We start from the raw sequence: 23,945 nt of genomic DNA on the forward strand, positions 1-23,945 counted from the left end.
ATCGGCCACAGCCCGGGCGGAAGCCGTCGATAATGGCGGGTATGACGAACGTGAGACTCGGGGAGGCCCTCCGGCTTCTGGGAATCGATGAGGCGGCGAGTCAGGTCTATCTGGCGCTGCTGGAGCTGGCCCCCGCCCCGCTGGACGCGATCGGATCCGCGGCCGGGCTGGCCCGTGCGGAGCTCGCCGCGGCGTACGCGGCGCTGGTCGACGCCGGTCTGGCCAGTGCCGCCGAGGAGGGCGAGGACGAGGTGGCCCCGGTGCCGCCCGCCGCGGGGCTGGAGGTCCTGGCCCGGCACCGGGCGGCCGAGGTCGAGGAGTCGCGCATCGCGGTCGGCGGCGCGTTCGATTCGTTCCGGCGGCAGCGGCTCGCCGCGTACAACGACCATCTCGTCGAGGTCGTGACCGGTGACGCCGTCGGCCCGAGGATCCGTCAGGCCTGGGCGAGCGCCCGGGACCAGATCCGGCAGTTCGAGTCGCCCCCGTACTTCCCGCTGCGAGAGGCGACGGACGACGCGCTGGCCACGCTCGCCCGCGGGGTGACGCAGCGTGTCGTGTACTCGCGGGAGTCGCTGGAGCATCCGGGGCATCTGCGGGACGTCATCGAACCGTGCGTCAAGGCCGGCGAACAGGCCAGGGTCCTGCCCTCGGTGCCGGTCAAGCTCGTGATCATCGACGACGCGTACGCGCTCGTGTCCTTGTCGATCAAGGAGGCGGACGTGCACAACACGATGCTGGTCGTGCAGCCGTGCGGGCTGCTCTCGGCGCTCGTGGCCCTGTTCGAGCAGTCCTGGCAGAACGCCCTGCCCTTCCACGGCCACACCACCCGGCCGAGCGGTCTGCCACCCGGCGAACGCCGGCTCCTGTGGCTCCTCGCCGGGGGCGCGAGCGACGACGTGATCGCCCGCGAGATGGGCATCAGCCGGCGCACGCTGTTCCGCCGCCTGTCGGTCCTGATGGCGCGGCTGGGTGCCGCTAACCGCTTCCAGATGGCGTTGCAGGCGCAGCGTGCGGGGTGGCTGTGAGCGGGCGCGGCCGGGGCCCGGCCGCGCCCGCCGGCGTTCAGATGAGGTCCGCCTGCGCCTGGGCCGGGTCGTCGAGGAAGCCGCCGGACTGGTGTTGCCACAGCTTCGCGTAGGCCCCGTCCGACGCGAGCAGTTCGTGGTGCGTGCCCTGCTCGATGATCCGGCCGCGGTCCAGGACCACGAGCCGGTCCATGGTGGCGACCGTGCTCAGCCGGTGCGCCACCACGAGGGCCGTCCGCCCGTCCATGAGCCGCCACAGCGCCTCCTGGACGAGGATCTCGCTCTCCGAGTCCAGTGCGCTGGTCGCCTCGTCGAGCAGCAGGATCGGCGCGTCGCGCAGGATCGCCCTGGCGAGGGCGACGCGCTGGCGCTGCCCGCCGGACAGCTTCACGCCCCGCTCCCCCACCATCGTGTCGAAGCCTTCGGGCAATGCGTCGGCGAACTCCGTGACATGTGCGGCCTCGGCCGCGCGCCGGATCTCGGCCTCGGTGGCGCCGGGCCGGGCGAACGCGATGTTGTCCCGCAGCGTGCGATGGAACATCGCCGGGTCCTGCGGTACGTACGCGATCATGCCGCGCACGTCGGCCTGGCGCAGTCTGCTGATGTCCTGACCGCCGATCAGGATCCTGCCGCCGTCGATGTCCGACATCCGTAGCAGCAGCCTGCTGAGCGTGGTCTTGCCACCGCCGGACCGGCCGACCAGGCCGATCTTCGCCCCACTGCACACGGACAGGTCGAGGGACTCGAAGAGCGGCGGTGCTCCCGCGTGGGCGAACGTCACCTGCTCGAAGCGGACGTCGGCGGCCCGTGAGCGCAGCGGCTCCGGCGACTCCGGATCGCGCAGGGCGGGTGGCGTCAGCAGCAGTTCGGTGAACTGGGCGGCCTCCGTCATCGAGCTCTCCAGCCGCCGGTAGATCTGGTTGAACTCGAACATGATCCGGGTCGCGTTGGTGTAGTACATGAAGGCGACGACGACCGCCTCCACCCCGTTCCCACCGCCGCCGAGAGTGACGGCGAGCAGCAGGCCCAGGGCGTTGGTCAGCACGGACAGGGGCGCGACGAGCGTGTCGATGCGGAGGTTGCCGTAGTCCCAGGAACGCAACGTGAGCCGTCGCGACTCCGCGACGCGCGAGCGGTGTTCGGCGGCCTCGCGCCGCTCGGCGGCGAACGCCCGGACCGTGTCCATGTTCATCAGGCTGTCGGCCACGTGGCCGGACACCCGGGCGATGGCCTCCTCGCGCTGTCCGACGAGGGCCTGCCGACGGCGGATGAGGGGGGCCACGCACACTGCCGTGACCGCGATCATCGTCAACAGGCCGACGACGAGCAGCGGTTCGTAGCGCCACAGCACCACCGACCCGAAGATCAGCGGCACGAAGCTGCCCACGACGGAGAACGTCAGTGTGTCGACGAACTCCTCGAAGCGGGAGGCGAAGCTCAGGACCCTCTTGGTGAGCGACCCGGCGAAGTTGTCGTGGAAGAACGAGGCGTCCTTGGCGTACAGCTCGTCCATGCCCTGTACGTACAGGTGCTCGATGCCGAGGGCGTCGAGGCGGTTCAGGAAGTGCAGTCCGATGCGCCAGAACGTCTCCGCGAGCAGCAGCACGCCGGCGAAGCCGAGGACGTAGGGAAGCATCGATCCGATCGACGTGTCGGTGTCGCCGGCGATGCGGCCGACGAGTTTCGCGACGACGAGCGGTGCGACGTAGTTGATGCCGATGTTGCCCAGTGCCGGCAGCAGCATCGCGGGTAACGTCAGCCGTTTTCGGCGGGTCAACTCCCGTCCGTAGTAGCGAAGGGCGAGGAGCACGGAGCCCCTGCCCGGGGCTGCGTGCGATTCAGGCGATCCCATACCAACCCTGTGTGGTCGTGCGGCTGCCCGCCACGTACGGCGACGGGGAGAGGCGCTTGCCTCACCGGCCGCGCGGAGTTTCGATTTCGAGTGGAGTGCCCTCGCCGGGGCGATCCAGCGGCACACGGCGCGCGGCGGTGCGTCGGGGTGAGTACGAGGAGGGGTCGGGCGAGGGATTCCAGTGTCCCGTCCCGGCGCCCGCCGCGTCCAAGCGTTTTTCCCGGCCGGCTGCCGACCGATGACTTATCGGGCCGGACTCGGTCTCCCGTACGAAAGACGCCGTATCGGCCCGCCGAGTGAATTCGAGGAAGTATGTCCGCAGCACCTCACCACGCCGCCCCAGTGGAATCGACGACCGCATCGAGCGACGGCACGACCATCGCGTTCGAACAAGCGGGAACCGGGCCGACGCTGATCCTGGTGTCTCCGGCACTCGCGGACCGCTCCGACGCCAAGAAGCTCGCCGCGCTCCTCGCCGGGCACTTCACGGTCATCAACTACGACCGGCGCGGCCGCGGAGCCAGTGCCGACAGCGCGGAGTACGCGGTGGAACGGGAGATCGAGGACCTCGCGGCCCTGATCGGGTACGCGGGCGGCAGCGCGTCCGTCTTCGGCAGCTCGTCGGGCGCCGTACTCGCGCTGCGTGCCGCCGCGGCGGGCCTGAACGTCGACCGGCTCGTGCTCCACGAACCGCCGTTCGCCGTCACGGACGACGCTTTCGGCCCGCCGGCCGGCTTCGCCGCTCGCATCCGCTCCCTGCTCGCCGAGAACAGGCGCGATGAGGCGGTCAGGGCGTTCATGGTCGAGGCGCAGCACATGCCGTCGTTCATGGTCCGCGCGATGCGGCTGATGCCCGGCGTCTGGTCAAACCTCAAGGGCATGGCCCACACGCTGCCGTACGACCTCGCCGTGATGGGCGACACCCAGCGGGGCAGACCGCTGGAGACGAAGCCCTGGTCCGCGGCGAAGGCGCCGACGCTCGTTCTGACGGGCTCCAAGAGCCCGGCCGGCTTCCGGCATGCTGCCCGGGCGCTGATCGACGTGCTTCCGGACGCCGGACATCGCCACGTGAAGGGCCTCAACCACGGTGCGGTGGTCATGGCCCCCAGGAAGCTCGCTCCCGAGCTCGTCGCCTTTCTGCGGAGCTGACATCTGGGAGGGCTGACATCTGGGGGGCTGGCTTCTGGGGGGCTGGCTTCTGAGCTGGGGGCTGACCGGTGCCGCCGGTCCGGCCGTCAGGCGCCCGCCCGTTCCGCCGCCCGGCGCCGCCGCCGTTGCTCGGCCACGTCCGCCACCGGTGAGGCGAGCAGCAGGGTGCGGGTGTAGCTGTGCCTCGGCTGCGAGGTGACCGTCGCCGCGTCGCCCGTCTCGACGATCTCGCCCCGGTGGATCACCGCCACCCGGTGGCTCATGAAGCGGACCACGGACAGGTCGTGGGAGACGAACAGGTACGAGACGCCCGTCTCCTCCTGGATCTCCAGGAGGAGGTCGAGCACCGCGCGCTGGGTGGTGAGGTCGAGTGCCGACACGGGTTCGTCGCAGATGACGAGGCGGGGGCGCAGGGCCAGGGCGCGGGCGATGGCGACGCGTTGGCGCTGGCCGCCGGAGAACTCCCTGGGCAGCCGGCCCGCCGCATCGGTGGGGAGGTGGACCCGGTCCAGCAGCTCGCCGATCCTGCCGCGGGCCTCGCGTACGCCGGTGCCCTGGCCGATAAGGGGCTCGGCGAGGGTGTCGCCGATGGTGCGGGCGGGGTTCAGCGAGGTGTAGGGGTCCTGGAAGATGACCTGGAGGTCGCGGCTGAGGGCGCGGCGGCGGCGTGCGTCGGCCCGTTCGATCCGTTCTCCGTCGAAGGTGATGGAACCGGAGCGTACGGGGGCGAGGCCGAGGACAGCCCGGCCTATGGTGGACTTGCCCGAGCCCGACTCGCCTACCAGGCCGAGGGTTTCGCCCGGCCGGATGGTCAGGTCGACGCCCTTGAGGACTTCGGTGTCCGGGGCGCGCCAGCCCTTGCCCGCGAAGGAGACCCGCAGGTCGCGGACAGCGAGCAGGTCGTCCGGAGGACCGGCGCTTTCCTGGGTGTTCATGCGGTGGCGGTCCTTGCTGCTCGGGGGTGCCAGGGGGTACGCGTGGGAGCGTCGTCGAGTACGGCGGCGAGCAGGGTCCGCGTGTACGGGTCCTCCGGTCGGCCGAGGACCTGCTCGGTGGTGCCGGTCTCCACGATGCGGCCGGTGTTCATCACCGCCACCCGGTCGCACACGTCGGCGACGACTCCGAGGTTGTGGGTGACCAGGAGCACGCCGAGTCCGCGTTCCTTCTGCAGGCGGCGCAGCAGGCCGAGCACTTCGGCCTGGACCCGTACGTCGAGTGCGGTGGTCGGTTCGTCGGCGATCAGGAGTTCGGGGTCGCAGGACATCGCGCCGGCGATGAGGACGCGCTGGGCCATGCCGCCGGAGATCTCGTGCGGGTAGAGGCGCAGGGTGCGTTCCGGTTCGGGGATCTCCACGAGGCGCAGGAGTTCCAGGGCGCGGGCGGCGGCTTCCTTGCGGGTGAGCCCGAGGTGGTGGCGGATGGGTTCCATGAGCTGGCTGCCGATGGTGAACGCGGGGTCGAGATTGCTCATCGGCTCCTGCGGGACGTACCCGACGGTCTTTCCGCGCAGGGAACGGTGGTCGCGTTCGCTCATGCCGGCCACCTCACGGCCGTTGACCGTGAGGCTTCCGCGTGTGACGCGGCCGCCCTCGGGCAGGATGCCGAGGATCGAGAAGGCGGTCTGGCTCTTGCCCGAGCCTGATTCGCCGACGAGTCCGACGATTTCGCCGGGGTGCACGTCGAGGTCGACGCCGTGCACGACCTCCTTGTCCGTGCCGTCGGGCTGTGCGTAGGCGACGGCGAGGCCGCGTACGGAGAGGAGCGCCGCACGGGGGGTCTTCGACCGGCCAGAGCCCTCCGGGCCCTCGCCCGCCGGGTCGGCGCGCCGGCGGCGTGCGGACCGCGGCCGGGGGGCCTGTTCCTCCAGAGCGTCGCGCACGGCGCCGGCCATGAGGACGAGGGCGCAGTTGGTGAGGCCGAGGGCGAGGCCCGGCCACAGGATGAGCAGGGGTGCGCGCTGGATGTTCTGGAACGCCTCGTTGAGCATCGCGCCCCAGGTGGCCGTCGATCCGCTGCCGACGCCGAGGAATTCGAGGCCGGCCTGGAGGGCGATGGCGATGCCGGCGACGAGGGCCACCTGGATGATGATGGGGCCGCGTACGACGGTCAGCACGTGCCGGGCGACGATGCGGGCGTCGGACAGTCCGGAGACCTTGGCGGCGTCCACGTACAACTCGCCCCGTACGTTGGCGACGATGCCGCGCACCAGGCGGAAGAAGCTGGGTGCCACCAGGACGCCGAGCACGATCATCAGGACCCAGACCTTGGGGCCGAGGATGGCGCGGGAGGCCAGCAGGACGACCATGGCGGGCAGTGCCATGACGAGGTTGACGGTCCAGTTGGCGACCGCGTCGAACCGGCTGCCGTAGTAGCCGGCGAAGAGTCCGGACGGCACCCCGAGCGCCAGGGCGATGGCGAGGGCGAGCAGGGCCCCGCCGAGGGTGTTGCGCCCTCCGTACAGCACGCGGGACAGGATGTCGCGTCCCGCCGAGTCCATGCCGAGCGGGTGTGCGGCGCTCGGGTCGGCGAACGCGTCGGCGAGTGAGGAGGCGCCGGGTGCCTGCGGCGCGATGAGAGGCGCGAGGACGACGGCCAGGACGAGGATGAGGAGGAGGGCCGCGGACACTCCGCCCAGGGGGTTGCGAAGCACCCGCCGGGTGGTGCCGCGGGGGCGTGCGGGGCGTGCGTTGCCGCCGGACGGCGGGGCGACGGTGGGGCCGGGGGCCGTCGTGGCCTTGAGGTTCTCGCTCATGCGACCCTCGCCTTGGGGTTGAGCCAGCCGATCAGGACGTCGACCAGGAGGTTGATCAGGACGACGCCGACCACGGTGAGCATGACGAGCGCCATGATCACGGGGATGTCGCCGCGGGTGGTGTAGGTGACGGTCATGCTGCCGATGCCGGGCAGTCCGAAGATCTGCTCGACGAGGACGGCCCCGCCGAGCAGTCCCACGAACTGCATGCCGAGCACGGACAGCGCGGGCGCGGAGGCGTTACGGAGGACGTGCTTGAACACGATCCGGGACGCCGGCAGTCCGCGGGCCCGCAGGGTGCGTACGTAGTCCTGCCGCAGGACGTCGATGACGGCGCCGCGCACCTGCTGGGAGACGCCCGCGACCGAGGCCACGGACAGGGACAGGACCGGCAGGGTGACGGTGGAGAGCCAGCCGCTGGGCGAGTCGGTGAAGCCGGTGTAGCCGATGGCGGGGAACCAGTCCAGCCGGACCGCGAAGACCAGTACCAGGACCAGGGTGAGCAGGAACCCCGGCAGGGCGTACCCCACCACGCCGAGTATCTGGACGAACCGGTCGACCGCTCCTCGGCGTACGCCCGCCCATACGCCGAGGAGGATGGCCAGGACCGTGGTGACGGCCGTGACACCGAGCATCAGGCTCGCCGTGACCGGCAGCCGGTTGCCGACGGCCTGGCCCACGTCCTCACTCGTGAACCAGGAGCTGCCGAGGTCACCCCGGACGGCGTGCGAGAGCCAGCTCCCGTACTGCTGCAGGACCGAACTGTCGAGGCCGAGGGAGGCGTACTTGGCATCGACGGCGTCCTGGGTGGCGCTCATCCCGAGCAGCTGCCGTCCCACGTCGATGTGCGGGATGGACAGGAGCAGGTAGGAGAGGAAGGAGATGACGATCAGGAGCACGGCGCCCGAGGCGATCCTGCGGGCAATGAAATTCAGCATGACACTCGGTATCCGTCGGAGCGGGGCGCTACTTGACCGGCGCGTAGTTGTAGATCGAGGGTTCGGCCATGCCGGACTGCGGGGTGACCTTCACGGTGCCGTCCGAGACGTGGAGGTAGCTCATCCGGTAGAAGGGCACGAACCAGCCGTCCTGGACGAGGTGCTGGTTGAGCTCCTGTGCGGCCGACTTCGCCTCGGCAGCGGCGCCCGTCTGGATGCGGGGCAGCAGCTTCTGGGTGGTCGCGTCCGTCGTACCGAACATGTTGAACGCGCCGGGCGTGACGAGGTCGTTGGCCGCCGCCCAGTCGGACGTGGGCTGGCCGATGTTCATGACCATGCCGGAGTAGGCCCGGTCCTTGAACACCTTCTGGACCGCCGACGCACCGTCCAGGTCGTCCCACACGAGCTTCACGCCGATGGCCTTGAAGTCCGACTGGAGCGACGAGGCGAGTGCGTCGTTCACGATGGCCTGGATCCGGGGCAGCTTGAGCGTGAATCCGTTTCCGTACCCGGCCTTCCTGAGCAGCTCCTTGCCCTTGGCGGGGTCGTGGGAGTAGTACGAGTCCAGCTTCTTGTCGTACGCCTGGGTCTCGGGGCCGAAGACCTGGTCGGTGGTCGCGCCGCGGCCCTGGCGGATGCGGTCGAGCATCGTGTCGCGGTCGACGGCGTAGTTCAGCGCCTGCCGCACGCGGGGGTCGCGCAGCGCCGGAGTCAGCTTGCCGCCCCGGTCGAAGAGGAGGAGGCCCTGGAAGTCGATCTCCTGCTTCTGCGTCTTGATCCTGGAGTCTGCCTCGATGGCCACCTGCTGGTCCGCGGTCTGCAGAAGTGCGGCGTTGACCTGTCCGGTCTTGAGGCCGTTGGAGATGGCGGTCTCGTTGTCGAAGAAGCTGATGGTGACGTTCTCGTACGGGAGCTTCTTGCCCCAGTAGTCCGCGTTGCGCTTGTAGGACCACTTGGTGCCGACCGTCGTCCTGGTCTTGTCCAGGCGGTACGGGCCCGTGCCGTCCGGCGTCGTCGTGAGGCTGTCCCCGTTGGCGAACTGCTTGGGGTTCGCCATCAGACCGGGCGCGTCGCTCAGGTAGAACTCCAGGGCCGGGTTGGCCTGCTTGAGCTTCAGCGTGACGTGGGTGGCGTCGACGACATCGACCGCCTCCAGGTCACTCAGCCACTTCGCGGAGGCTCCGCCGCCCTTCTGGAAGCGCTCCATGTTCGCCTTGACCGCCGCACCGTCGAAGACGCTTCCGTCGGCGAACTTCACGTCCCCCCGCAGGGTCAGGGCGAGCTCGGTGCGATCCGCGTTGTACTTCCACTCCGTCGCGAGCATCGGGCTGAAGCTGCCGTCCGGCTCGCGCTTGATCAGGGTGTCGTACACCGTCTGGAAGAACGGCAGCGCACTCCCGGTGGCCACTGCGGGGTCCAGGCTCTGCGGGAGGGTCATCGTCGCGATGGTCAGCGTCGAGGACCCGGCGCCCTCGGCGCCGTTGCCGGCGCCTCCGCATCCCGCGAGGGCGAGTGATGCCGCGACGCAGGCGGCCGCCGTCGCGATTCGGGCTGTTCTGGTCATGTCTTTCGCTCCGTCTGGAGAGCCGGGGAGTGTGTACCCCGGGGAAGATTGCCGGTGAGCCTACACACGGAATTAACCACTTGGTAGGTTTTTGATCTGTGAAATCAACCAGTCGGTAAGTACTGCCGACTGCCGGCTCGGAGCGAGCCGCAGAAGGGCCCTTCACCCGGGGGCCCCGCACACCGGGGCCGTAGCGTGGCCCTCCCATACGCCCGGGCAGCAGATGCGCGAGACTGCCGGGCAACGACCGACTGCCACGGGAGACCGCCGAAGTGAACGATCATGGGCCGGGCATGCCGCACCGCCTGTCGAAGGGCGAGCGCACCCGCGCCCGCATCCTCGAATCGGCGACCGAACTGTTCGCCCGCTCCGGCTTCCACGCGGTCTCGCTGCGCGACATCGCCGCCCACGCGGGGCTCACCCACGCCGGTCTGCTGCACCACTTCCCCGGCAAGGAGGCGCTGCTCCTGGAGGTATTGAGCCTGCGGGACGAGGTCGACGCCCAACTGCTATTCCCCGGCATCCTCCGCCACGACGCCCCGGAGCCGGAGCCCGCGGAGCGGCTGCACCGGCTGGTCGAGGTCGTCGTCCGCAATGCCGAGACGCCGGGCCTCGTCGCCCTGTACGCGAAGCTGGCGGCGGAGGCCTCCGATCCGGAACACCCCGCCCACCAGTACTTCGTGAAGCGCTACCGCGTGCTTCGCCGGGAGATGACCGAGCTCCTGGAGGCGCTGTTCGCGGCGGCGGGCCCGGAGGCCACGAGCGATCCGGCGGCCGTGGCCCAGCAGTGGCTCGCCCTGATGGACGGACTGCAGACCCAGTGGCTGCTGGAGCCGGCCAGCGTCGACATGGCGGAGCAGGTCCGCGCCTTCCTCCGGATGCACGGACTGCGTCCGGAGCGCGAGGGAGCCGGAGCGGACGTCAGTCGCTGAGGGTGGCGAGGACCGCATCGGCCATGCTCCTGTGCCCGGTCGCGTTCGGGTGGAATCCCGCACCCTCGGTGGAGTCCGCCGGTTCGATCCAGCGGTCACCGGCCGCCTTGCAGGCGTCGCGCCCGACGGACGGCCCGTAGGTGTCGACGTAGTCGGCGTCGTGGACGCCCGCCTGCTGCGCCAGCATCGTGTTGAGTTGCTTCTCCTTGTCCCGCACCCACCCGAAGTCCCCCACCGCCAGCGGGATCGTCTCGCGGCAGGCCGTGCCGTCGTCCGGCAGGAGCGAGGGGTAGCCGACCAGCAGGACCCGGGCCTGCGGCGAACGGGCGTGGATCTCGTTCAGCACCGCGTCGATCTTCGGCGCCGTAGCGTTGATCCGGGAGCCGATCTCGTCCGTGCCGAACAGGGTGAAGCTGTGCTTGCACGGCGAGCCGTACGGGGCCAGGTAGCCCACCAGTACGCAGCGGGTGATGACTCCGGTCAGGTCGAGGTCGTTGCCGCCGACCCCCAGGGTGACCAGCGTGGTGTCGGGGCGCAGGGCGTCGAGCTGGGGCGGCGCTGATTCCTGACTGCCTGCCATGTGGGTGGTGTCGGCTCCGGCGCACGTCACGTCGGTGAACTCGGCGGCGCCGACGGTGCTTGCCACGAGTGACGGGTAGTTCCGGTCGGAGCGGCCGCAGACCGTGTCGGTCTGCTGCGGAATCCCGGGGCCGGAGCTGTACGAGTCGCCGAGGGCCACGTAGCGCTCCCCCTGCACCGCCTGCTCGCCGGCCGGGGCCGCTACGCCGGGCGCCGCGGCGCCGATCAGCAGGGCGGCGGCCGCCGCCGTGGCGAAGGCCAGACGCGGGGCACGGGCACGGGAGCCCGCGCCTGCGACCGGTGCGGACGGGATCGCCTCTCGGTGCGCAGGGGTGGATGACCGACCGGAAACCGACATGACCGTTCCTCGATTCGTGGCAGTGCGGAGCGGATAAGCGGGCGGCAGAGGTGAGCTCATCGGAGCAGACCGCCCGAGCACAAAAACCGTACGGTGATCGGTTTCTGGCCGTCAAGAGTCCTGCCGAAAAGAAATCCCGGACCGGGGAGCCGCTCAGGACCCGCCCGCTCGAACCCTTGACAGCGAAAACCGATCACCATACGTTTTTGGGTCGCATGCCGTCTTGCCCCGATTCGCGGTACCGGATCGTCACGGCGGCGCGGTCCACGCACAGCCCGCGCACGCCGCGCACGCCGCCGGCTCCTCCCGACGAAGGCCCGAACCGCACGCCCCCGCTCCTACGAAAGCCTGATAGGTACGCCGTATGCCTCAGAACCCGTCCTACCCGTCGCCCGCCACCGCGCTCCCCCTCGCCGAGAAGGCCTCGCTGACCAGCGGGGCCGGGGACTTCGTCACTCAGGAGTGCGCGGCGGCCGGCGCACCCGCCGTCTCGATGTCCGACGGCCCGCACGGCCTGCGCCTGCCGAAGGAGAGCGGTGACGGCGGGCAGCTCGACCTGCACAGTGCCGCCCCCGCGACCTGCTTCCCGCCCGCCGTCGCCCTCGGCAGCAGTTGGAACCCGGAGCTCGCCGAGCGGGTCGCCGGCGCGATCGCGGCCGAGGCCACGGCGCACGGTGTCGGCGTCGTGCTCGGCCCCGGAATCAACATCAAGCGGTCGCCCCTGTGCGGACGCAACTTCGAGTACTTCTCCGAGGACCCCCTCGTCTCGTCCGAGCTCGGCGGCGCCATGGTGCGCGGGCTGCAGGACGCCGGGGTGGGCGCGGCCCTCAAGCACTACGCGGCCAACAACCAGGAGACGGACCGGATGCGGGTCAGCGCCGACATCGACGAGCGCCCGCTGCGGGAGATCTACCTGCGCGCCTTCGAACGCGTCGTGCGCCGCGACCGCCCCTGGTCCGTCATGGCCTCCTACAACGGGGTCAACGGCGTCCCCGTGTCGGAGAACGCCCGCCTGCTGACCGGCATCCTGCGCGGCGAGTGGGAGTTCGACGGGATCGTCATGTCCGACTGGGGAGCGGTACGCGACCGGGTCGCCGCCCTGCGCGCCGGGCTCGATCTCCAGATGCCCGGCACCGGCGGCCGGACGGACCTGGAGGTGGCCGACGCCGTCGAGTCGGGCGCGCTGGACGAGGCGGTTCTCGACCTCACCGTCGCACGGCTCGTCCGCTTCGCGCGGCGCACGACGGACCCGGTCCGCTCCCCCGGCGCCGTCGACGTGGACGGTCATCACCGCCTGGCCGGCGCGGCGGCCGACCAGTGCGTCGTGCTGCTGAAGAACGACTCGGCGCTGCTGCCACTGAATCCGGCGGCCGGCAGCGTGGCCGTCATCGGTGAACTCGCCCGCACCCCGCGGTTCCAGGGAGCCGGCAGCTCACAGGTGACGCCGACCCGGCTCGACGTCCCCCTGGACAGCCTGCGCGAACTGGCCACCGGCGCCGACGTACGCTTCGCCGCCGGCTACGCCCTCCCCGGCGGCACGGGCGAGACTGCGGAGAAGGAGGCCCAACTGTCGGAGGAAGCCGTGCGGTTGGCGGCGGACAGCGAGACGGCCGTCCTGTTCCTCGGGCTGCCTCCGCAGGACGAGTCGGAGGGGTTCGACCGCGATCACCTCGACCTTCCCGCCGACCAGACCGGGCTGCTGGAGCGGGTCCTGGCGGTCAACCCCCGTGTCGTGGTGGTGCTTTCCAACGGGGGCGTGGTGCGCACGGCACCGTGGCAGGAGCGGGTGCCCGCCCTCGTCGAGGGGTGGCTGCTCGGCCAGGCGGGCGGGGGCGCGCTCGCCCGGGTGCTGTTCGGTGCCGTCAACCCTTCCGGCAAGCTCGCGGAGACCGTACCGCTGCGGCTGGAGGACTCCCCGAGTCACCCCTCGTTCCCGGGCGAGGAGGGCAGGTCCCGGTACGGCGAGGGGATCTTCGTCGGCTACCGCGGCTACGACGCCCGTCGCTCCGAGGTCGCCTTCCCGTTCGGTCACGGCCTGTCCTACACTACGTTCGGCTACGACGGCCTGGATGTGGACGAGGCCGACGGGGTGTTCCGCGTCGGGCTGACCGTCACCAACACCGGTTCCCGGGCCGGCCGCGAGATCGTCCAGATCTACAGCGGCGGCCCGGCGGACTCGCGTGTACTGCGCCCCGTACGCGAACTGCGCGGTTTCGTCTCGGTGTTCCTGGAAGCCGGGGAGAGCCGCGACGTGGTCGTGGAGGTGGCGCGGCACGATCTCGCGTACTTCAGTGAGCGGGAGGACGGCTGGAAGGTCGAGGGCGGCCGCTACCGCATCGAGGCCGGGGCCTCCTCGCGCGACATCCGCGCCTGCGTCGAGGTGGACGTCGAAGGTGATCCGTCGAAGATCCGGCTGACGGGCCGCAACACGCTCGCGGAGTGGCTCGAACACCCGGTGGGCGGGCCCCTGCTGAGCGAGTGGTTCGCCCGGGCCCGTGGCGAGGCATCCCAGGAGGGCGGGGGCGCCCTGGCGGATCCGGTGATGCGGCGCTTCCTGGCGGGTGTGCCGCTCGACGTCATCTGCGAGTTCCCGCAGAGCCCCGTTCCGCCGCAGAGCCTGGGCGGACTGGCCGACGCGGTCGAGGCACGCATGGCCGAGGACCAGGAACGGCGAGGGGCCTGACATGACCGGGGAAGCAGCGGTCAGCGGACGCGTGGCGCCCGGCTGGGAGGCGGTGCGGAATGCCTTCGCCCGGGGGCAGGCGGACGACCCCGGGGCGGCGCAGCTGGCCGTCCACCATCACGGACGGCTGGTGGTGGACCTCGCGTCCGCCGGCGGGGGGCCGACCGGCCCGGCAGCGTACGGGACGGACTCGGTCGGCGTGCTGATGTCGGTCACGAAGGGCATGGTCGCCGTCTGCGCGCATCTGCTGAGCGAACGCGGCGCGCTGGACCTGGACGCACCGGTGGCCCGCTACTGGCCGGACTTCGCCGCCGCCGGGAAGGGCGCGACGACGGTGGCCGATCTCCTCACCCACCGGGCCGGGCTGCCGTCCTTCGCCTCCGACGCGGCAGGGGTCGGGCTGCCCGGGCTCCTCGACTGGAAGGGCCGGGTCACGGAACTCGCGGCGATGCGGCCGCTGTGGGAGCCCGGCTCCGCGTTCCTCTACCACGCCCTCACCTACGGCCACCTGGCCGGCGAGGTCCTCCGCCGGGTGGCCGGGGTGAGCGTCGGGGCCTTCTTCGCCGCCGAGGTGGCGGGGCCGCTCGGCCTCGACCTGTGGATCGGGCTGCCGCAGGAGGCGGAGCACCGGTTCGTCGCGCAGTTCGCCGTCCGTCCGGAGCCGACCGACGAGCAGATCACCGGCTTCCTCGCCGGTCTCGGTCTCTCCCCCGCCGACCCGTTGTCCCTCGCGCTCCATGCGACGGCGGCGGAACTGGCGGCCGCGAACGAGGCCCTCGCGACCCGGCAGGGGCGCGCCGCCGAGCTGCCGGGCGCGGGCGGCATCGGCAACGCTCGGTCGCTGTCCAGGTTGTATGCCGCGCTCGTCGGGCCGGTCGACGGTGTGCGGCTGCTGTCCCCGCTGACGGTCGACCGGGCCCGGACCTCGCGCAACGAGCACCTGGCGCCCCCGCCCCCACTCGACGGCGGTGACGCCTCGGGCCGCTCCCGCTTCGGGCTCGGTTTCGAGCTGCCCCGGCCCGGTCTGCCCATGCTGGGCGGGGGCTCGTTCGGTCATGCGGGGGCGGGCGGACGGCTGGGCATGGCCCGTCCGGAGAGTGGTCTCGCCGTGGGGTACGTCTGTACGGCGATGTCCTGGGAGCCGGCGGCAGGCCCCGATCCACGCTGGACGGAGTGGACCGACGCCGTGGTGACCGCGGCCGCGGCGCCGGGCCCAGCCGGCTGACCCACATCACGCGGAAGGGGCAGGCCGGTCATCTCCGGCTCTGCCCCTTCTCGTCGTGTCGCCGCGGCCGGTTCAGGCCTCGTCGGGCTCCTGGCGCGGATCAAGGATCCGCATGAGGTCCTCGATGGGCTGTTCCATGTCCGTCGACCGGTCGATCAGCCACTGCAGCTGGATCCCGTCGGCCACGGCGATGAAGAGGACGGCCAGGCGCTCCGGGGGAATGGAGGTGTTGATCCGTCCCTCGTCCGCCCGCGCTCTCACGAAGTCCGCCACGCGCTCCCTCAGCACCGGGTAGCGCTCCGCGAAGTGGGCGTGCGCGGGATGCGCCGGATCGCTGGCGGCCGCGGCCATGGACACGAACAGCTCGACCAGACCGGGCGTCTTCGCGCCCTCCCTGATGATCTCGCGGTAACTCTTCGGATCGTCGCGTTCCACCTGACGCACCCGCGCCGTCTCGTCACGCATGCGCAGGACCTGGGTGAGCAGGTCCTCCTTCGAGTCGAAGTAGTGCATCAGCCCGGGCAGGCTGAGATTGCACTTCGCCGCCACCTTGCGCAGAGAGGTACCCCGGTAACCCTCCGCCGCGAAGATCTCCAGTGCCGCGTGCAGGATCTCGCTGCGCTTGGCTTCGCCCTTCTCGTACGGGCCCCGTTTCGCCATGCCGGTTACCCTAACGCCCGGACGGCACGGAGACCGAGCCGAGCCCCGCGGGGTCCGGCAGGCGGCGGGCCAGGGACAGAGCGCCGAGCCAGCGTGCCGACTCCTTGGGCGAGCGGGCGAACGTGGTCCGGTCGACCGCGATGAGCCCGAACGTGGGCCGGTAGGTGCCCCACTCGTAGTTGTCCAGAGCGCTCCAGTGCAGGTATCCGCGGACGTCGATGCCGTCGCTCATCGCCTCCCCCAGGCTCGCGAGCGCGGCGGCGGTGTAGGCGATGCGCTGCTCGTCGTCCTCCGTGGCGATGCCGTTCTCGGTGACGATGACGGGTACGTGCGGGCCGACGACCTCCGCCGTGTGCCGGACGGCCTCGCCGAGCGCCTCGGGGTAGACCTCCCAGCCGGTGAGTGTCGTCTCGGCGCCGTCGGGCGGCGGGAGGGTTCCGTCCGCGTCCATGCGGTGACGGGTGTACGCCTGGACGCCGATCCAGTCGTCCTCGCGGGCTGCTTCGAGGAACACGTCCTCACGCGGCCACGCGTAGGCGGCCGTCGCCTCCTCGGCGCCGGGCTCGGCCTGGTAGACCTGGTTGGCGACGGTCCAGCCGACCTGCAGGTGCGGAACCTCCTCCTTCAGGACGCCGGTCGCGGCCCGGTGGGCCCTGACGAGGGCCTCCGCCACCGCGGGATCGGGTTCCAGGGAGGCAGGGTCGACGGCGGCCGCTCCGCCTTCGCGGGCCGTGCGCGAACCGGGCGCGACGCTGTCCCAGCCGTGCTCGGCGGCATGACTCTTCAAGGCGAACATCAGGGCCATGATGTTCGGCTCGTTGATGGTGGCCACGTAGCGGACCCCTTCGCGCAGGATGTCGGCGACCGTGCGCGCGTAGGCCGCGAACAGACCGGTCGCCTCCGCGGCCGTCCAGCCCCCGAGGTCACTGAACCACTGCGGCGAGGTGAAGTGATGAAGCGTCACCACCGGGGTCAGGCCCCGCTCCAGGGCGCCGCGCACCATGGCCCGGTAGTGCTCCAGCGCAGCCCGCGAGATCATGCCCCGCCGTGGTTCGATCCGGGCCCACTCGACGCTGAACCGGTAGGCGTCGAAGCCCAGTTCGCGCAGCAGGTCCATGTCCTCGGGCCACCGGTGGAAGCTGTCCGCCGCGTCCCCGCTGGGTTCGGCGACGAAGCTGCCGGGGTGGTTCTCCAGGGTCCACCAGTCACTGGAAACGTTGTTCCCCTCGATCTGGTGGGCCGAGGTCGAGGCGCCCATGAGGAAGCCTTCCGGCAGAGCAGGACCGAGTCCGGCCGCGTGCACCATCGGGGTTCTCCTTTCACTCGGAGACGGGACTCTCGCCCACTCCGCAAAAAGCGTTCATTGATCGGTTTTCGTGTTAGCGTACAGGTGGCAGCGGTACGGGAGAAGAGGCGGCTGAGCCGAACTCGCTCCGGGGGCCGCACCGAACCCCAGCGGGCCGGAGCGCCGAACCTGACAACGCCGCTCCGGCTCCCTGGCCCCACACGCGCACAGGGAGAAGCTCCATGAACGCCGTCATCCCCTACGCCTCCGCCGCGCCGGCCCCTCGCGTCGGTGACGGAGTACTGCACACCACGGGCCCCTGGCGGATCGCGTCGGCGGACCCCGCACTGGAACAGCTCGCCCAAACCCTGCGGGCGCTCCTCTCACCGCACCTGCCCGGCCGCCTGTTGCCCGTCGGGAGCGACGACCCCGCCGCCCACGCGCTGGTCCTGGCCCTCGACGACGAGCCCTTGCCCCCTGCGCGCACGACCGTGGGCGTGGCCCCGGACGGCGGCGCGCACCCAGCCGACGAGGCGCACCGGCTCAGGGTCACCGCGGACGGCATCGAGTGCCTGGCCGGCACCGCCGCAGGGGTGTTCCGGGCCGCGATGTCGGCGGTCCAGCTGATCGCCACGGCCGGGGCGCACGGCGAACTCCCCTTCCAGGAGGTGGCGGACGCCCCTCGATACGCCTGGCGCGGCCTCATGGTGGACCCGGCCCGCACCTTCCTCACCCCGGACGAGCTGCGTCGGATCATCGACCTCGTGGCGCTCTACAAGCTCAACGTGCTGCACCTCCACCTCACCGACAACGAAGGCTGGCGCATGGAGCTGCCCGGCTCTCCCCGGCTGACGGGCCCCGCCGGAGACGGACCGGCCCGCGAGTTCTACACGGCGGCCGAATTCCGGTCGCTCCAGGAGTACGCGGCCCGGCGCTTCGTCACCGTCGTCCCCGAGATCGACCTGCCGGGCCACTGCGGCATGCTCAGGGAGGCCCTGCCGGGGCTGGCGGACGCACCGGCCCCCGCCGGGCTCAAGGAGCGCTTCCCCTTCATCCCCCCGCTGGACCTCACCGACGGGGCGACCCGGGCCGCGGTCGCCCGGCTGCTCGCGGAGGTCTGTGAACTGACGGACGGCCCCTTCGTCCACATCGGGGCGGACGAGGCATTCGGCGCGACGGCCGAGAACTTCGCCGCTTCGGTACGCGAACTGAGCGCGATGGTCCGCGAGTTCGGCAAAAGCCCGGTCGCCTGGCAGGAGTCGGCGCGGGCCGGCGTCGAACCGCGGGACATCGTCCAGCACTGGGTGGACGTCCCCATGATGGACCTACCCGACACCGAGGAGGAACTCGCCGCGCGGCCCGAACTCGTCGCCGCGGGCCAGACCCTGGCCTTCATCAAGGCGCTCAAGAGGTTCTTCGCCCCCACGGACCAGGACGTCGCGCGGGTCGTCGAGGGCGGCGGGCGGGTACTGCTGTCGCCCCAGTCCCATCTCTATCTGGACCGGCCGTACGCGGCGGAGTTCGCACCGCCCGAGCAGGCCGAGGCCGCCGGACGCCTGGGCTTCGGCAGCTACCGGCCCCGAGGTGTCGAGCACGCCGCTTCCTGGGATCCGGCCGCGTACCCGATCCCGGACGCATGCGTCGCGGGGGTCGAAGCGACCGTGTTCGCCGAGCAGTTCGAGGGCTTCGACGACGTCACCGTACTGCTCCTGCCGCGCCTGGCCTCGGTGGCGGAGGCCGCATGGTGCGGGCGCGCCCCCACGTGGGCCGAGTACCGCGAGCGCCTGGGCCGGCACGGGCGTATGTGGGACCAGCGGGGGCTGGCGTACTTCGCGAGCACCGAGGTCGCCTGGGCCGCGTAGCCGGTGCACATGGGCCGGGTCGGCGCCCTCTTGTACGCTGCGCGGGGTCCGGCCCACCCCGACGAACGGATCGATCCATGCACGTCGAGTTCACCGGCCGCGTCATCGAATGGCGGGGGCCTTCACCGTTCTACTTCGCGGCCGTGCCCGAGGAACAGGCTGCTGACATCCGCGAGGTGGCCGCGATGGCCACGTACGGCTGGGGCGCGGCCCCTGTCGAGACCCGCATCGGCGAGATGGCGTTCACCACGTCGCTCTTCCCCAGGGACGGCGGCTATCTGCTGCCGCTCATGAACGCCGTACGCCAGCCGCAGGGGCTCTCGGCCGGTGATGACGTGACCGTGCGCATGACCGTGCGCCTCTAAGTGTATTGACCCGCAGCGTTGTTGACCCGGCTGATCGGTGGCTTGCCGTCGAGTGCGCTCGTCTGCACACCGAGTTCCAACGTGGGCGCTGTCGCCACGTACAAGTCAGCCGGCTTCGAGCAGCGGCCTGGAGTCCGGGACGGACTCGTGATCGGCATCAACGGGAGTGGGCCGCGCCTGGTCGGCTGGAGCTGCACCCCCAAGGAAGTTCTCAACCGGCCGGCGGCGGCTGACTGACCCACGGCATCGGTCACCGGAGCGTGCAGTCGCCGCCGGCGGATGAGTGCACATCCGAGGGCGAGGAAGGCCTCATGGATGTCGTCGCGGATCTCCCAGCGGATCCGCAGTCGGCGGTCGGCGGAGCCAGTGGGCAAGGAAATGTGCCGGTGCGTCACTTTCGGTGCTCAGCAGGCGCCTTGAAGCAGGCGTCGCTCCCGCCGTCCGATGACGAAGCCGTTCGCCCAGGGCGCGCCGGGTCCTGCCGCATGCCGTGCCGTCGCCCTCCGTCGCCGCCCGGTCGCGACGGCAGCCGCCACGCGGGCATCAGGCCGAGGGCGGCGAGAGCGGCAAGGACCAGCAGGGCGGAACCCATGGCCGGGCCGGACACGGCCGGTGCCGCGCCCGGGGGCGGAGCGGAGGACGACTCCAGCGGCATCATGCCGGCGGCAACGGCAATGCCGAGCGTCGGGCCGACGTTCATGGCGGTCTGCTTGAGTCCGCCGACGACTCCCGCGTATCCGGGTGGCGCGTCGCCGACGACAGTCCCGGTGGCGGTGACCATCACGACGGCGAAACCGGCACCGAGTGCGGCGAACGTCGCGCTCCACGCCGGCCAGGGGCTGGCGGGCCCCAGCCGGGACAGGCCCACGATGGCCAGGACCACGAGGACTTGTCCCGCGATCGCGGCGCGACGGGCGCCGTACCGGCGGAGCACGGCATGGGCAGCGGGCGCGCCGAGGACCATCAGCCCGGTCAGCGGGAGGACGCGCAAGGCGCTGGCGAGCGGCGCGAGTCCCAGGTCGTTCTGCAGGAAGAAGGTCGTGACGAACAGCGAACCGAACAGCCCGCCCGAGGTGACCAGCAGCATCGCCATGGAGGCGACCACCGGAACCGACCGCGCCACAGCGGGCGGCACGAAGGGCTGCGCGGCACGACGTTCACGCGCGACGAGCCCGGCCGCGAGGCCTGCGGTGAGGACGAACCCGAGAAGTGTCTGCGCGGCGGTCCACCCCCGTTCCGGTACGCCGGCCAGGGTGTGGACCAGGGCGGCGAGCGCGGCCGCCAACAGCGCCGCGGTGACGAGGTCGATCTTCCGGGGCCCGGACCGCTGCGGCAGCGGCACCCTCACCGCGAGAGTGAGCGCGGCGATGGTGAGCGCGACGGGGACGTTGACCAGGAACACGGCACGCCAGCCCAGGTGCTCGACGAGAACGCCCCCCAACAGCGGGCCGCTCCCCGCCGCCACCCCGATCGCGCTGGTACGAAGGGCGACCGCCGCACCGAGCCGGTCGGGCGGGTAAGCGAGTCTGAGCAGTGCGAGCGTGGCCGGTTGCAGGAGCGCGCCGAACAGGCCCTGTGCGATGCGCAGAGTGATCACCCAGCCTGCTCCGGGCGCGACGGCGATGCCCGCCGATGCCGCCCCGAAGCCGAGCACTCCGACGAACAGGAGGCGCCGATGCCCGTACTTGTCCCCCAGGCGCCCTGCGATGACGAGGAACGCGGCAACGGCAAGCAAGTAGCCGGTGCTGGTCCACTGAACCTGCGTCACGCTCGCCCGCAGGTCACGCTGTAGGTCGGGCTGCGCCACGAGCAGTACGGTGCCGTCCAGCGCGACGATCATCGCTCCGGCCGTGGCGGCCAGGAGTGCGATGCGCGGTCGTACGGCCCCGGTCACCCCTCCACCGGGCCGAGATGCGCGTCGAGCACCACCACGACGAGCCGGTCGAGCGGGTCGGCCGGGTCGCCACCGGGCGCAGCAGCCGGGGAAGCGGCATCCAGGGCGAGTTGCAGGCTGCCCCACGCCCACAGCTGGGCGGCGCCGTGCAGGTTGGCCCACAGGGCCGCGGCGGTGACGGCGGGCGGCGCGGCGGTGCCGGCCTCCTCGCGCTCCGCCGTGTGACGCGCCACCAGTTCGACGATGTGCGCGAACAACGGGAGGGTCGACTCGCGCAGCGGGGGTACGTCCGAGGGGTTCGTCCCGCTGTCGAGCAGATCATGGCGGAACATCAGCTCGAACATGCCGCGATGCTCCAAGGCGTAGCGGAGGTATGTCCGTGCGAGCGCCTGCAGCCGGTCCCGCGGCGACGCCCCTTCGTCCGTCGTCGCCTCGAACCGGGAGCCGAGGTCCGCGAAGCCCCGACGGGCGATCGCGGAGAGCAGGGCGTGATGAGTCGGGAAGTGGCGGCGCGGCGCCCCGTGGGAGACGCCCGCACGGCGAGCGATCTCGCGCAGGCCGAGCGACGCGGTTCCCTCGGTCATGACGAGGTCCACGCCGACATCGATGAGTCGTTCCCGAAGGGAGCTTTCGAGTTCCATGGACAGTGTCTAGCACCGCGACGTAGACACTGTCTACGGGCGCCTCGCCGTCGGTCATGGAGTCGGCTGCCCGCCTACGGGAAAACCAGTGGCGGGGCAGGGCCTCAGGCACGACCATGGCACGCATGAGCGAGCAGCCCGCACGATGGACCCAGGCCACCGTCTACCCCGACATGTGGACGGACCCTGACAACGACCCCCGCAACAGCAACGGCGGAGGGCCCGGTCCGGACGGCGAGCTTGCGACGTTGCAGGACTTCCTGCGGGACTACCGCCTGACGCTGCGGATGAAGTGCGAGGGCCTGAGCCCGGAGCAGTTGGCCCGTCGGTCGGTTCCGCCGTCGACGATGTCCCTGCTCGGACTGCTGCGGCACCTGGCCGAGGTGGAGCGGGACTGGCGCAACTGGATCAGCGACGGTGACCCGCTGCCGAAGCTGTACGGCGGGAGTGACGCGGACTTCGACGGAGCTGTCGCCGATCAGGCCCTGGTCGACGCCGCGTACACCGATCTGGCGCGCGAACAGGACGAGTTGGACGCCGCACTGGCCGACCACCCCGACCTGGGCAAGCGCCTGGGGAAGGACGACATCGCGGTTCGGGAGCTGATGGTGCACCGGATCGACGAGTACGCCCGTCACTGCGGGCACGCCGACCTGCTGCGCGAGTGTGTCGACGGACGGGTGGGCCAGTAACACAGCTCCCCCGCAGTCCCGAAGGCATGACGCCCGGCCACAGCTGTCCTCGGAATCCGCTGTCGGCCGGACCGCCCGCCATGCGCCGTCCGACCCGGCCAGCCGCCTCACGCACCGGGTGTGGGCGGCGTCGCATGTGTGCACGGGATTCCACCGGAGCGCTCCCCGCAGCGGGACCGCCTCGTACGACGGCTCGATTCGGAAGCTGTCGACGGAGACGTCCATCCGCGGTTCGATGCCGAACAAGCCGAGCCGGCGCACCGCCGGGGTGTCGTAGGTCCGTTGCCGGCGGGCCGCGCTGCTACCGGGAGCGGCCGGCAGCCACCCTCCCCCGCTGAGTGCGCTCAGCCACCCTCGCCGTCCGGCCCGTTCCCGGGAGGCCGTGAGTGGCGGCGGTGGCTGGTATCGCACCACGGATAGATACGGCTGCGCCGACAGGTGCACACGGCGACGACGAACCGGTCGGAGGTGGCGACCGTCCCGTCCTCCTGGACGATCTCCACCGGCCCCTCGATGAGCATCGGGCCGTTGCGGTCGACACTCATGCGCCTGGCGCGGTCAGCTTCGTTCGGCACGGATGACCACCAGTTCTTCCGTCTCCTCGTCGGCGCCGACCAGGCCCTGGGCCCGTAGCCACGGCAACCGCTGGGTGAGCACCGGCCCGAAGGGGACGCGGGACCGGTCCGTCACCGAGCACCGCAGACCTGTGTCCGTCAGCCGCCTCAGCGACTCATCGGCGTCACAGAGTCCGGAGTGCACCATGAGCAGCACACCGCGCGGGCGTAGCACGTCCCGGGCGTGCTCGCAGATCCGGTCGACGGCCTGCCGCCCGCCCCGCCCGGCGTCCCAGGCGACCGCCGGCCGGTGGCTGCGGTGGGCGTGGGGCGCGGGGACGTACGGCGGATTGCTCACCACCAGGTCGAAGCGGTGCCGGGCGACGGGCCCGGTGAGATCACCGTGCAGCACCCGGACGCGTTGCCCGGCACGGGCGGCGTTCATCCGCGCGGTGAGTACCGCTCGCCGGGAGATGTCGGTGGCCGCCACCCGGGCGCCCATCCTCGCAGCCAGTACAGCGAGGGCGCCGCTTCCCGTACAGACGTCCAGGACGTCCGTGTCCGCCGTGATCTCTTCGGCGTGGAGCGCCTGTGCCAGCAGGTAGGTGTCATCCTGGGGTGCGTAGACCCCTGGCAGTGTCCACAGGTTCCCGAGGTCGATGGGCGGTGCGGTAGCAGTCGTCATCCGGAGCCTCCACGTGGGTACGAACGTGAACAGGTCGTTGTCCGTCGCGCCAGGCGCTCGCCCACCTCTCCCAGACTCGGTGTGCCTGCCGTCAGCCGCCACTCGGGCGACGGTCCCCGGCCTCCTGCCCCGTGACCCACTCGCCCACTCTTGTGAGCATTCGGGGGATCCGCCGCCTGCCGGACACCGCACCGGGTATACGGCACCACGTGGGGATGGCCGGCCCCTGCCCGGCGGCCTCTCACGCGCG

The 23,945-nt window shown here is 71.4% G+C and carries 20 protein-coding genes and 1 pseudogene; 9 read left to right on the forward strand and 12 right to left on the reverse strand.

Features of this window, described 5'->3' with window-relative positions:
* The first annotated feature begins 41 nt into the window (after window positions 1-41).
* Window positions 42-1,025: a LuxR family transcriptional regulator gene (locus ACIBJG_RS18950; RefSeq protein ID WP_399308663.1), complete on the forward strand. Its 984-nt coding sequence runs from the start codon at window positions 42-44 to the stop codon at window positions 1,023-1,025.
* Window positions 1,026-1,062: 37 nt separating this feature from the next.
* Here the strand turns inward: ACIBJG_RS18950 and ACIBJG_RS18955 are convergent, their stop codons facing one another.
* The gene (locus tag ACIBJG_RS18955; protein ID WP_399308664.1) at window positions 1,063-2,877 is read right to left on the reverse strand and encodes an ABC transporter ATP-binding protein; all 1,815 of its coding nucleotides are present in this window, start codon (window positions 2,875-2,877) and stop codon (window positions 1,063-1,065) included.
* Window positions 2,878-3,189: 312 nt separating this feature from the next.
* Here ACIBJG_RS18955 and ACIBJG_RS18960 point away from each other — a divergent pair, with 312 nt between their 5' ends.
* Window positions 3,190-4,026 carry an alpha/beta fold hydrolase gene (locus ACIBJG_RS18960; RefSeq protein WP_399308665.1) on the forward strand — a complete coding sequence of 279 codons (837 nt, stop codon included), beginning with the start codon at window positions 3,190-3,192 and terminating at the stop codon, window positions 4,024-4,026.
* Window positions 4,027-4,112: 86 nt separating this feature from the next.
* Here the strand turns inward: ACIBJG_RS18960 and ACIBJG_RS18965 are convergent, their stop codons facing one another.
* From ACIBJG_RS18965 to ACIBJG_RS18980, 4 genes are read right to left on the reverse strand one after another with little or no spacing between them, the layout of a single operon-like run.
* The gene (locus ACIBJG_RS18965) at window positions 4,113-4,961 is read right to left on the reverse strand and encodes an ABC transporter ATP-binding protein (RefSeq protein WP_399308666.1); all 849 of its coding nucleotides are present in this window, start codon (window positions 4,959-4,961) and stop codon (window positions 4,113-4,115) included.
* Window positions 4,958-6,778, reverse strand: coding sequence for a dipeptide/oligopeptide/nickel ABC transporter permease/ATP-binding protein (locus tag ACIBJG_RS18970; RefSeq protein WP_399308667.1), 1,821 nt, complete (start codon window positions 6,776-6,778; stop codon window positions 4,958-4,960). Before ACIBJG_RS18970 ends, ACIBJG_RS18965 begins: the two co-directional genes overlap by 4 nt.
* Entirely contained in the window at window positions 6,775-7,716 is a 942-nt protein-coding gene (locus tag ACIBJG_RS18975; protein ID WP_399308668.1) for an ABC transporter permease, read from the reverse strand. The genes ACIBJG_RS18970 and ACIBJG_RS18975 overlap by 4 nt, the downstream gene beginning before the upstream one ends.
* Window positions 7,717-7,744: 28 nt before the next feature.
* Window positions 7,745-9,280 (reverse strand): ABC transporter substrate-binding protein, encoded by a 1,536-nt coding sequence (locus ACIBJG_RS18980; protein ID WP_399308669.1) that lies wholly within the window; start codon window positions 9,278-9,280, stop codon window positions 7,745-7,747.
* Window positions 9,281-9,573: 293 nt separating this feature from the next.
* Between ACIBJG_RS18980 and ACIBJG_RS18985 the strand changes: the two genes are divergently transcribed.
* On the forward strand, window positions 9,574-10,212 hold the full coding sequence (locus ACIBJG_RS18985) for a TetR/AcrR family transcriptional regulator (protein WP_399308872.1): 639 nt from the start codon (window positions 9,574-9,576) through the stop codon (window positions 10,210-10,212).
* Here ACIBJG_RS18985 and ACIBJG_RS18990 read toward each other — a convergent pair.
* A complete protein-coding gene (locus ACIBJG_RS18990) occupies window positions 10,202-11,149 on the reverse strand; it encodes an SGNH/GDSL hydrolase family protein (RefSeq protein WP_399308670.1) in 948 nt (315 codons plus the stop codon). The genes ACIBJG_RS18985 and ACIBJG_RS18990 overlap by 11 nt on opposite strands.
* 364 nt (window positions 11,150-11,513) lie before the next feature.
* On the opposite strand from ACIBJG_RS18990, the gene ACIBJG_RS18995 reads away from it, so the two are divergent.
* Both ACIBJG_RS18995 and ACIBJG_RS19000 read left to right on the forward strand, forming a co-directional pair.
* Window positions 11,514-13,832, forward strand: coding sequence for a glycoside hydrolase family 3 C-terminal domain-containing protein (locus ACIBJG_RS18995; RefSeq protein ID WP_399308671.1), 2,319 nt, complete (start codon window positions 11,514-11,516; stop codon window positions 13,830-13,832).
* 1 nt (window position 13,833) lies between these two features.
* Entirely contained in the window at window positions 13,834-15,057 is a 1,224-nt protein-coding gene (locus tag ACIBJG_RS19000; RefSeq protein ID WP_399308672.1) for a serine hydrolase domain-containing protein, read from the forward strand.
* A gap of 72 nt (window positions 15,058-15,129) precedes the next feature.
* Here the strand turns inward: ACIBJG_RS19000 and ACIBJG_RS19005 are convergent, their stop codons facing one another.
* Together ACIBJG_RS19005 and ACIBJG_RS19010 are read right to left on the reverse strand one after the other, a co-directional pair.
* Window positions 15,130-15,717, reverse strand: a complete 588-nt coding sequence (locus ACIBJG_RS19005; RefSeq protein WP_399308673.1) for a TetR/AcrR family transcriptional regulator — start codon at window positions 15,715-15,717, stop codon at window positions 15,130-15,132.
* A gap of 10 nt (window positions 15,718-15,727) precedes the next feature.
* The gene (locus tag ACIBJG_RS19010; RefSeq protein WP_399308674.1) at window positions 15,728-17,023 is read right to left on the reverse strand and encodes a glycoside hydrolase family 1 protein; all 1,296 of its coding nucleotides are present in this window, start codon (window positions 17,021-17,023) and stop codon (window positions 15,728-15,730) included.
* A gap of 221 nt (window positions 17,024-17,244) precedes the next feature.
* Here ACIBJG_RS19010 and ACIBJG_RS19015 point away from each other — a divergent pair, with 221 nt between their 5' ends.
* The 3 genes and pseudogenes from ACIBJG_RS19015 to ACIBJG_RS19025 all read left to right on the forward strand — a co-directional run.
* Complete coding sequence (locus ACIBJG_RS19015; protein ID WP_399308675.1) at window positions 17,245-18,864, forward strand: family 20 glycosylhydrolase; 1,620 nt, start codon at window positions 17,245-17,247, stop codon at window positions 18,862-18,864.
* A 77-nt stretch (window positions 18,865-18,941) separates the two neighbouring features.
* Window positions 18,942-19,229, forward strand: a complete 288-nt coding sequence (locus ACIBJG_RS19020; RefSeq protein WP_399308676.1) for a DUF1905 domain-containing protein — start codon at window positions 18,942-18,944, stop codon at window positions 19,227-19,229.
* 48 nt (window positions 19,230-19,277) lie between these two features.
* Window positions 19,278-19,370, forward strand: a pseudogene (locus ACIBJG_RS19025) (GNAT family N-acetyltransferase); the annotation flags it as partial.
* A 250-nt stretch (window positions 19,371-19,620) separates the two neighbouring features.
* On the opposite strand, the gene ACIBJG_RS19030 reads toward ACIBJG_RS19025, so the two are convergent.
* Together ACIBJG_RS19030 and ACIBJG_RS19035 are read right to left on the reverse strand one after the other, a co-directional pair.
* Entirely contained in the window at window positions 19,621-21,069 is a 1,449-nt protein-coding gene (locus ACIBJG_RS19030) for an MFS transporter (protein WP_399308874.1), read from the reverse strand.
* A gap of 50 nt (window positions 21,070-21,119) precedes the next feature.
* Window positions 21,120-21,764: a TetR/AcrR family transcriptional regulator gene (locus ACIBJG_RS19035; RefSeq protein WP_399308677.1), complete on the reverse strand. Its 645-nt coding sequence runs from the start codon at window positions 21,762-21,764 to the stop codon at window positions 21,120-21,122.
* Window positions 21,765-21,889: 125 nt separating this feature from the next.
* Between ACIBJG_RS19035 and ACIBJG_RS19040 the strand changes: the two genes are divergently transcribed.
* On the forward strand, window positions 21,890-22,456 hold the full coding sequence (locus tag ACIBJG_RS19040; RefSeq protein ID WP_399308678.1) for a DinB family protein: 567 nt from the start codon (window positions 21,890-21,892) through the stop codon (window positions 22,454-22,456).
* Between the two features lie 344 nt (window positions 22,457-22,800).
* Here ACIBJG_RS19040 and ACIBJG_RS19045 read toward each other — a convergent pair whose 3' ends face one another.
* The gene (locus tag ACIBJG_RS19045) at window positions 22,801-23,031 is read right to left on the reverse strand and encodes a CDGSH iron-sulfur domain-containing protein (protein WP_399308679.1); all 231 of its coding nucleotides are present in this window, start codon (window positions 23,029-23,031) and stop codon (window positions 22,801-22,803) included.
* Window positions 23,015-23,695, reverse strand: a complete 681-nt coding sequence (locus ACIBJG_RS19050; RefSeq protein WP_399308680.1) for a HemK2/MTQ2 family protein methyltransferase — start codon at window positions 23,693-23,695, stop codon at window positions 23,015-23,017. The genes ACIBJG_RS19045 and ACIBJG_RS19050 overlap by 17 nt, the downstream gene beginning before the upstream one ends.
* Between the last annotated feature and the right edge of the window lie 250 nt (window positions 23,696-23,945).

Source organism: Streptomyces sp. NPDC050422, from assembly GCF_044458665.1.
Classification (GTDB): Bacteria; Actinomycetota; Actinomycetes; order Streptomycetales; family Streptomycetaceae; genus Streptomyces.

Excerpts from the sequence above, each read along its gene's own strand:
- ACIBJG_RS18950 (WP_399308663.1), top strand. The coding sequence starts at position 42 with ATGACGAACGTGAGACTCGGGGAGGCCCTCCGGCTTCTGGGAATCGAT.
- ACIBJG_RS18955 (WP_399308664.1), bottom strand. The coding sequence starts at position 2,877 with ATGGGATCGCCTGAATCGCACGCAGCCCCGGGCAGGGGCTCCGTGCTC.
- ACIBJG_RS18960 (WP_399308665.1), top strand. The coding sequence starts at position 3,190 with ATGTCCGCAGCACCTCACCACGCCGCCCCAGTGGAATCGACGACCGCA.
- ACIBJG_RS18965 (WP_399308666.1), bottom strand. The coding sequence starts at position 4,961 with ATGAACACCCAGGAAAGCGCCGGTCCTCCGGACGACCTGCTCGCTGTC.
- ACIBJG_RS18970 (WP_399308667.1), bottom strand. The coding sequence starts at position 6,778 with ATGAGCGAGAACCTCAAGGCCACGACGGCCCCCGGCCCCACCGTCGCC.
- ACIBJG_RS18975 (WP_399308668.1), bottom strand. The coding sequence starts at position 7,716 with ATGCTGAATTTCATTGCCCGCAGGATCGCCTCGGGCGCCGTGCTCCTG.
- ACIBJG_RS18980 (WP_399308669.1), bottom strand. The coding sequence starts at position 9,280 with ATGACCAGAACAGCCCGAATCGCGACGGCGGCCGCCTGCGTCGCGGCA.
- ACIBJG_RS18985 (WP_399308872.1), top strand. The coding sequence starts at position 9,574 with ATGCCGCACCGCCTGTCGAAGGGCGAGCGCACCCGCGCCCGCATCCTC.
- ACIBJG_RS18990 (WP_399308670.1), bottom strand. The coding sequence starts at position 11,149 with ATGTCGGTTTCCGGTCGGTCATCCACCCCTGCGCACCGAGAGGCGATC.
- ACIBJG_RS18995 (WP_399308671.1), top strand. The coding sequence starts at position 11,514 with ATGCCTCAGAACCCGTCCTACCCGTCGCCCGCCACCGCGCTCCCCCTC.
- ACIBJG_RS19000 (WP_399308672.1), top strand. The coding sequence starts at position 13,834 with ATGACCGGGGAAGCAGCGGTCAGCGGACGCGTGGCGCCCGGCTGGGAG.
- ACIBJG_RS19005 (WP_399308673.1), bottom strand. The coding sequence starts at position 15,717 with ATGGCGAAACGGGGCCCGTACGAGAAGGGCGAAGCCAAGCGCAGCGAG.
- ACIBJG_RS19010 (WP_399308674.1), bottom strand. The coding sequence starts at position 17,023 with ATGGTGCACGCGGCCGGACTCGGTCCTGCTCTGCCGGAAGGCTTCCTC.
- ACIBJG_RS19015 (WP_399308675.1), top strand. The coding sequence starts at position 17,245 with ATGAACGCCGTCATCCCCTACGCCTCCGCCGCGCCGGCCCCTCGCGTC.
- ACIBJG_RS19020 (WP_399308676.1), top strand. The coding sequence starts at position 18,942 with ATGCACGTCGAGTTCACCGGCCGCGTCATCGAATGGCGGGGGCCTTCA.
- ACIBJG_RS19030 (WP_399308874.1), bottom strand. The coding sequence starts at position 21,069 with ATGATCGTCGCGCTGGACGGCACCGTACTGCTCGTGGCGCAGCCCGAC.
- ACIBJG_RS19035 (WP_399308677.1), bottom strand. The coding sequence starts at position 21,764 with ATGGAACTCGAAAGCTCCCTTCGGGAACGACTCATCGATGTCGGCGTG.
- ACIBJG_RS19040 (WP_399308678.1), top strand. The coding sequence starts at position 21,890 with ATGAGCGAGCAGCCCGCACGATGGACCCAGGCCACCGTCTACCCCGAC.
- ACIBJG_RS19050 (WP_399308680.1), bottom strand. The coding sequence starts at position 23,695 with ATGACGACTGCTACCGCACCGCCCATCGACCTCGGGAACCTGTGGACA.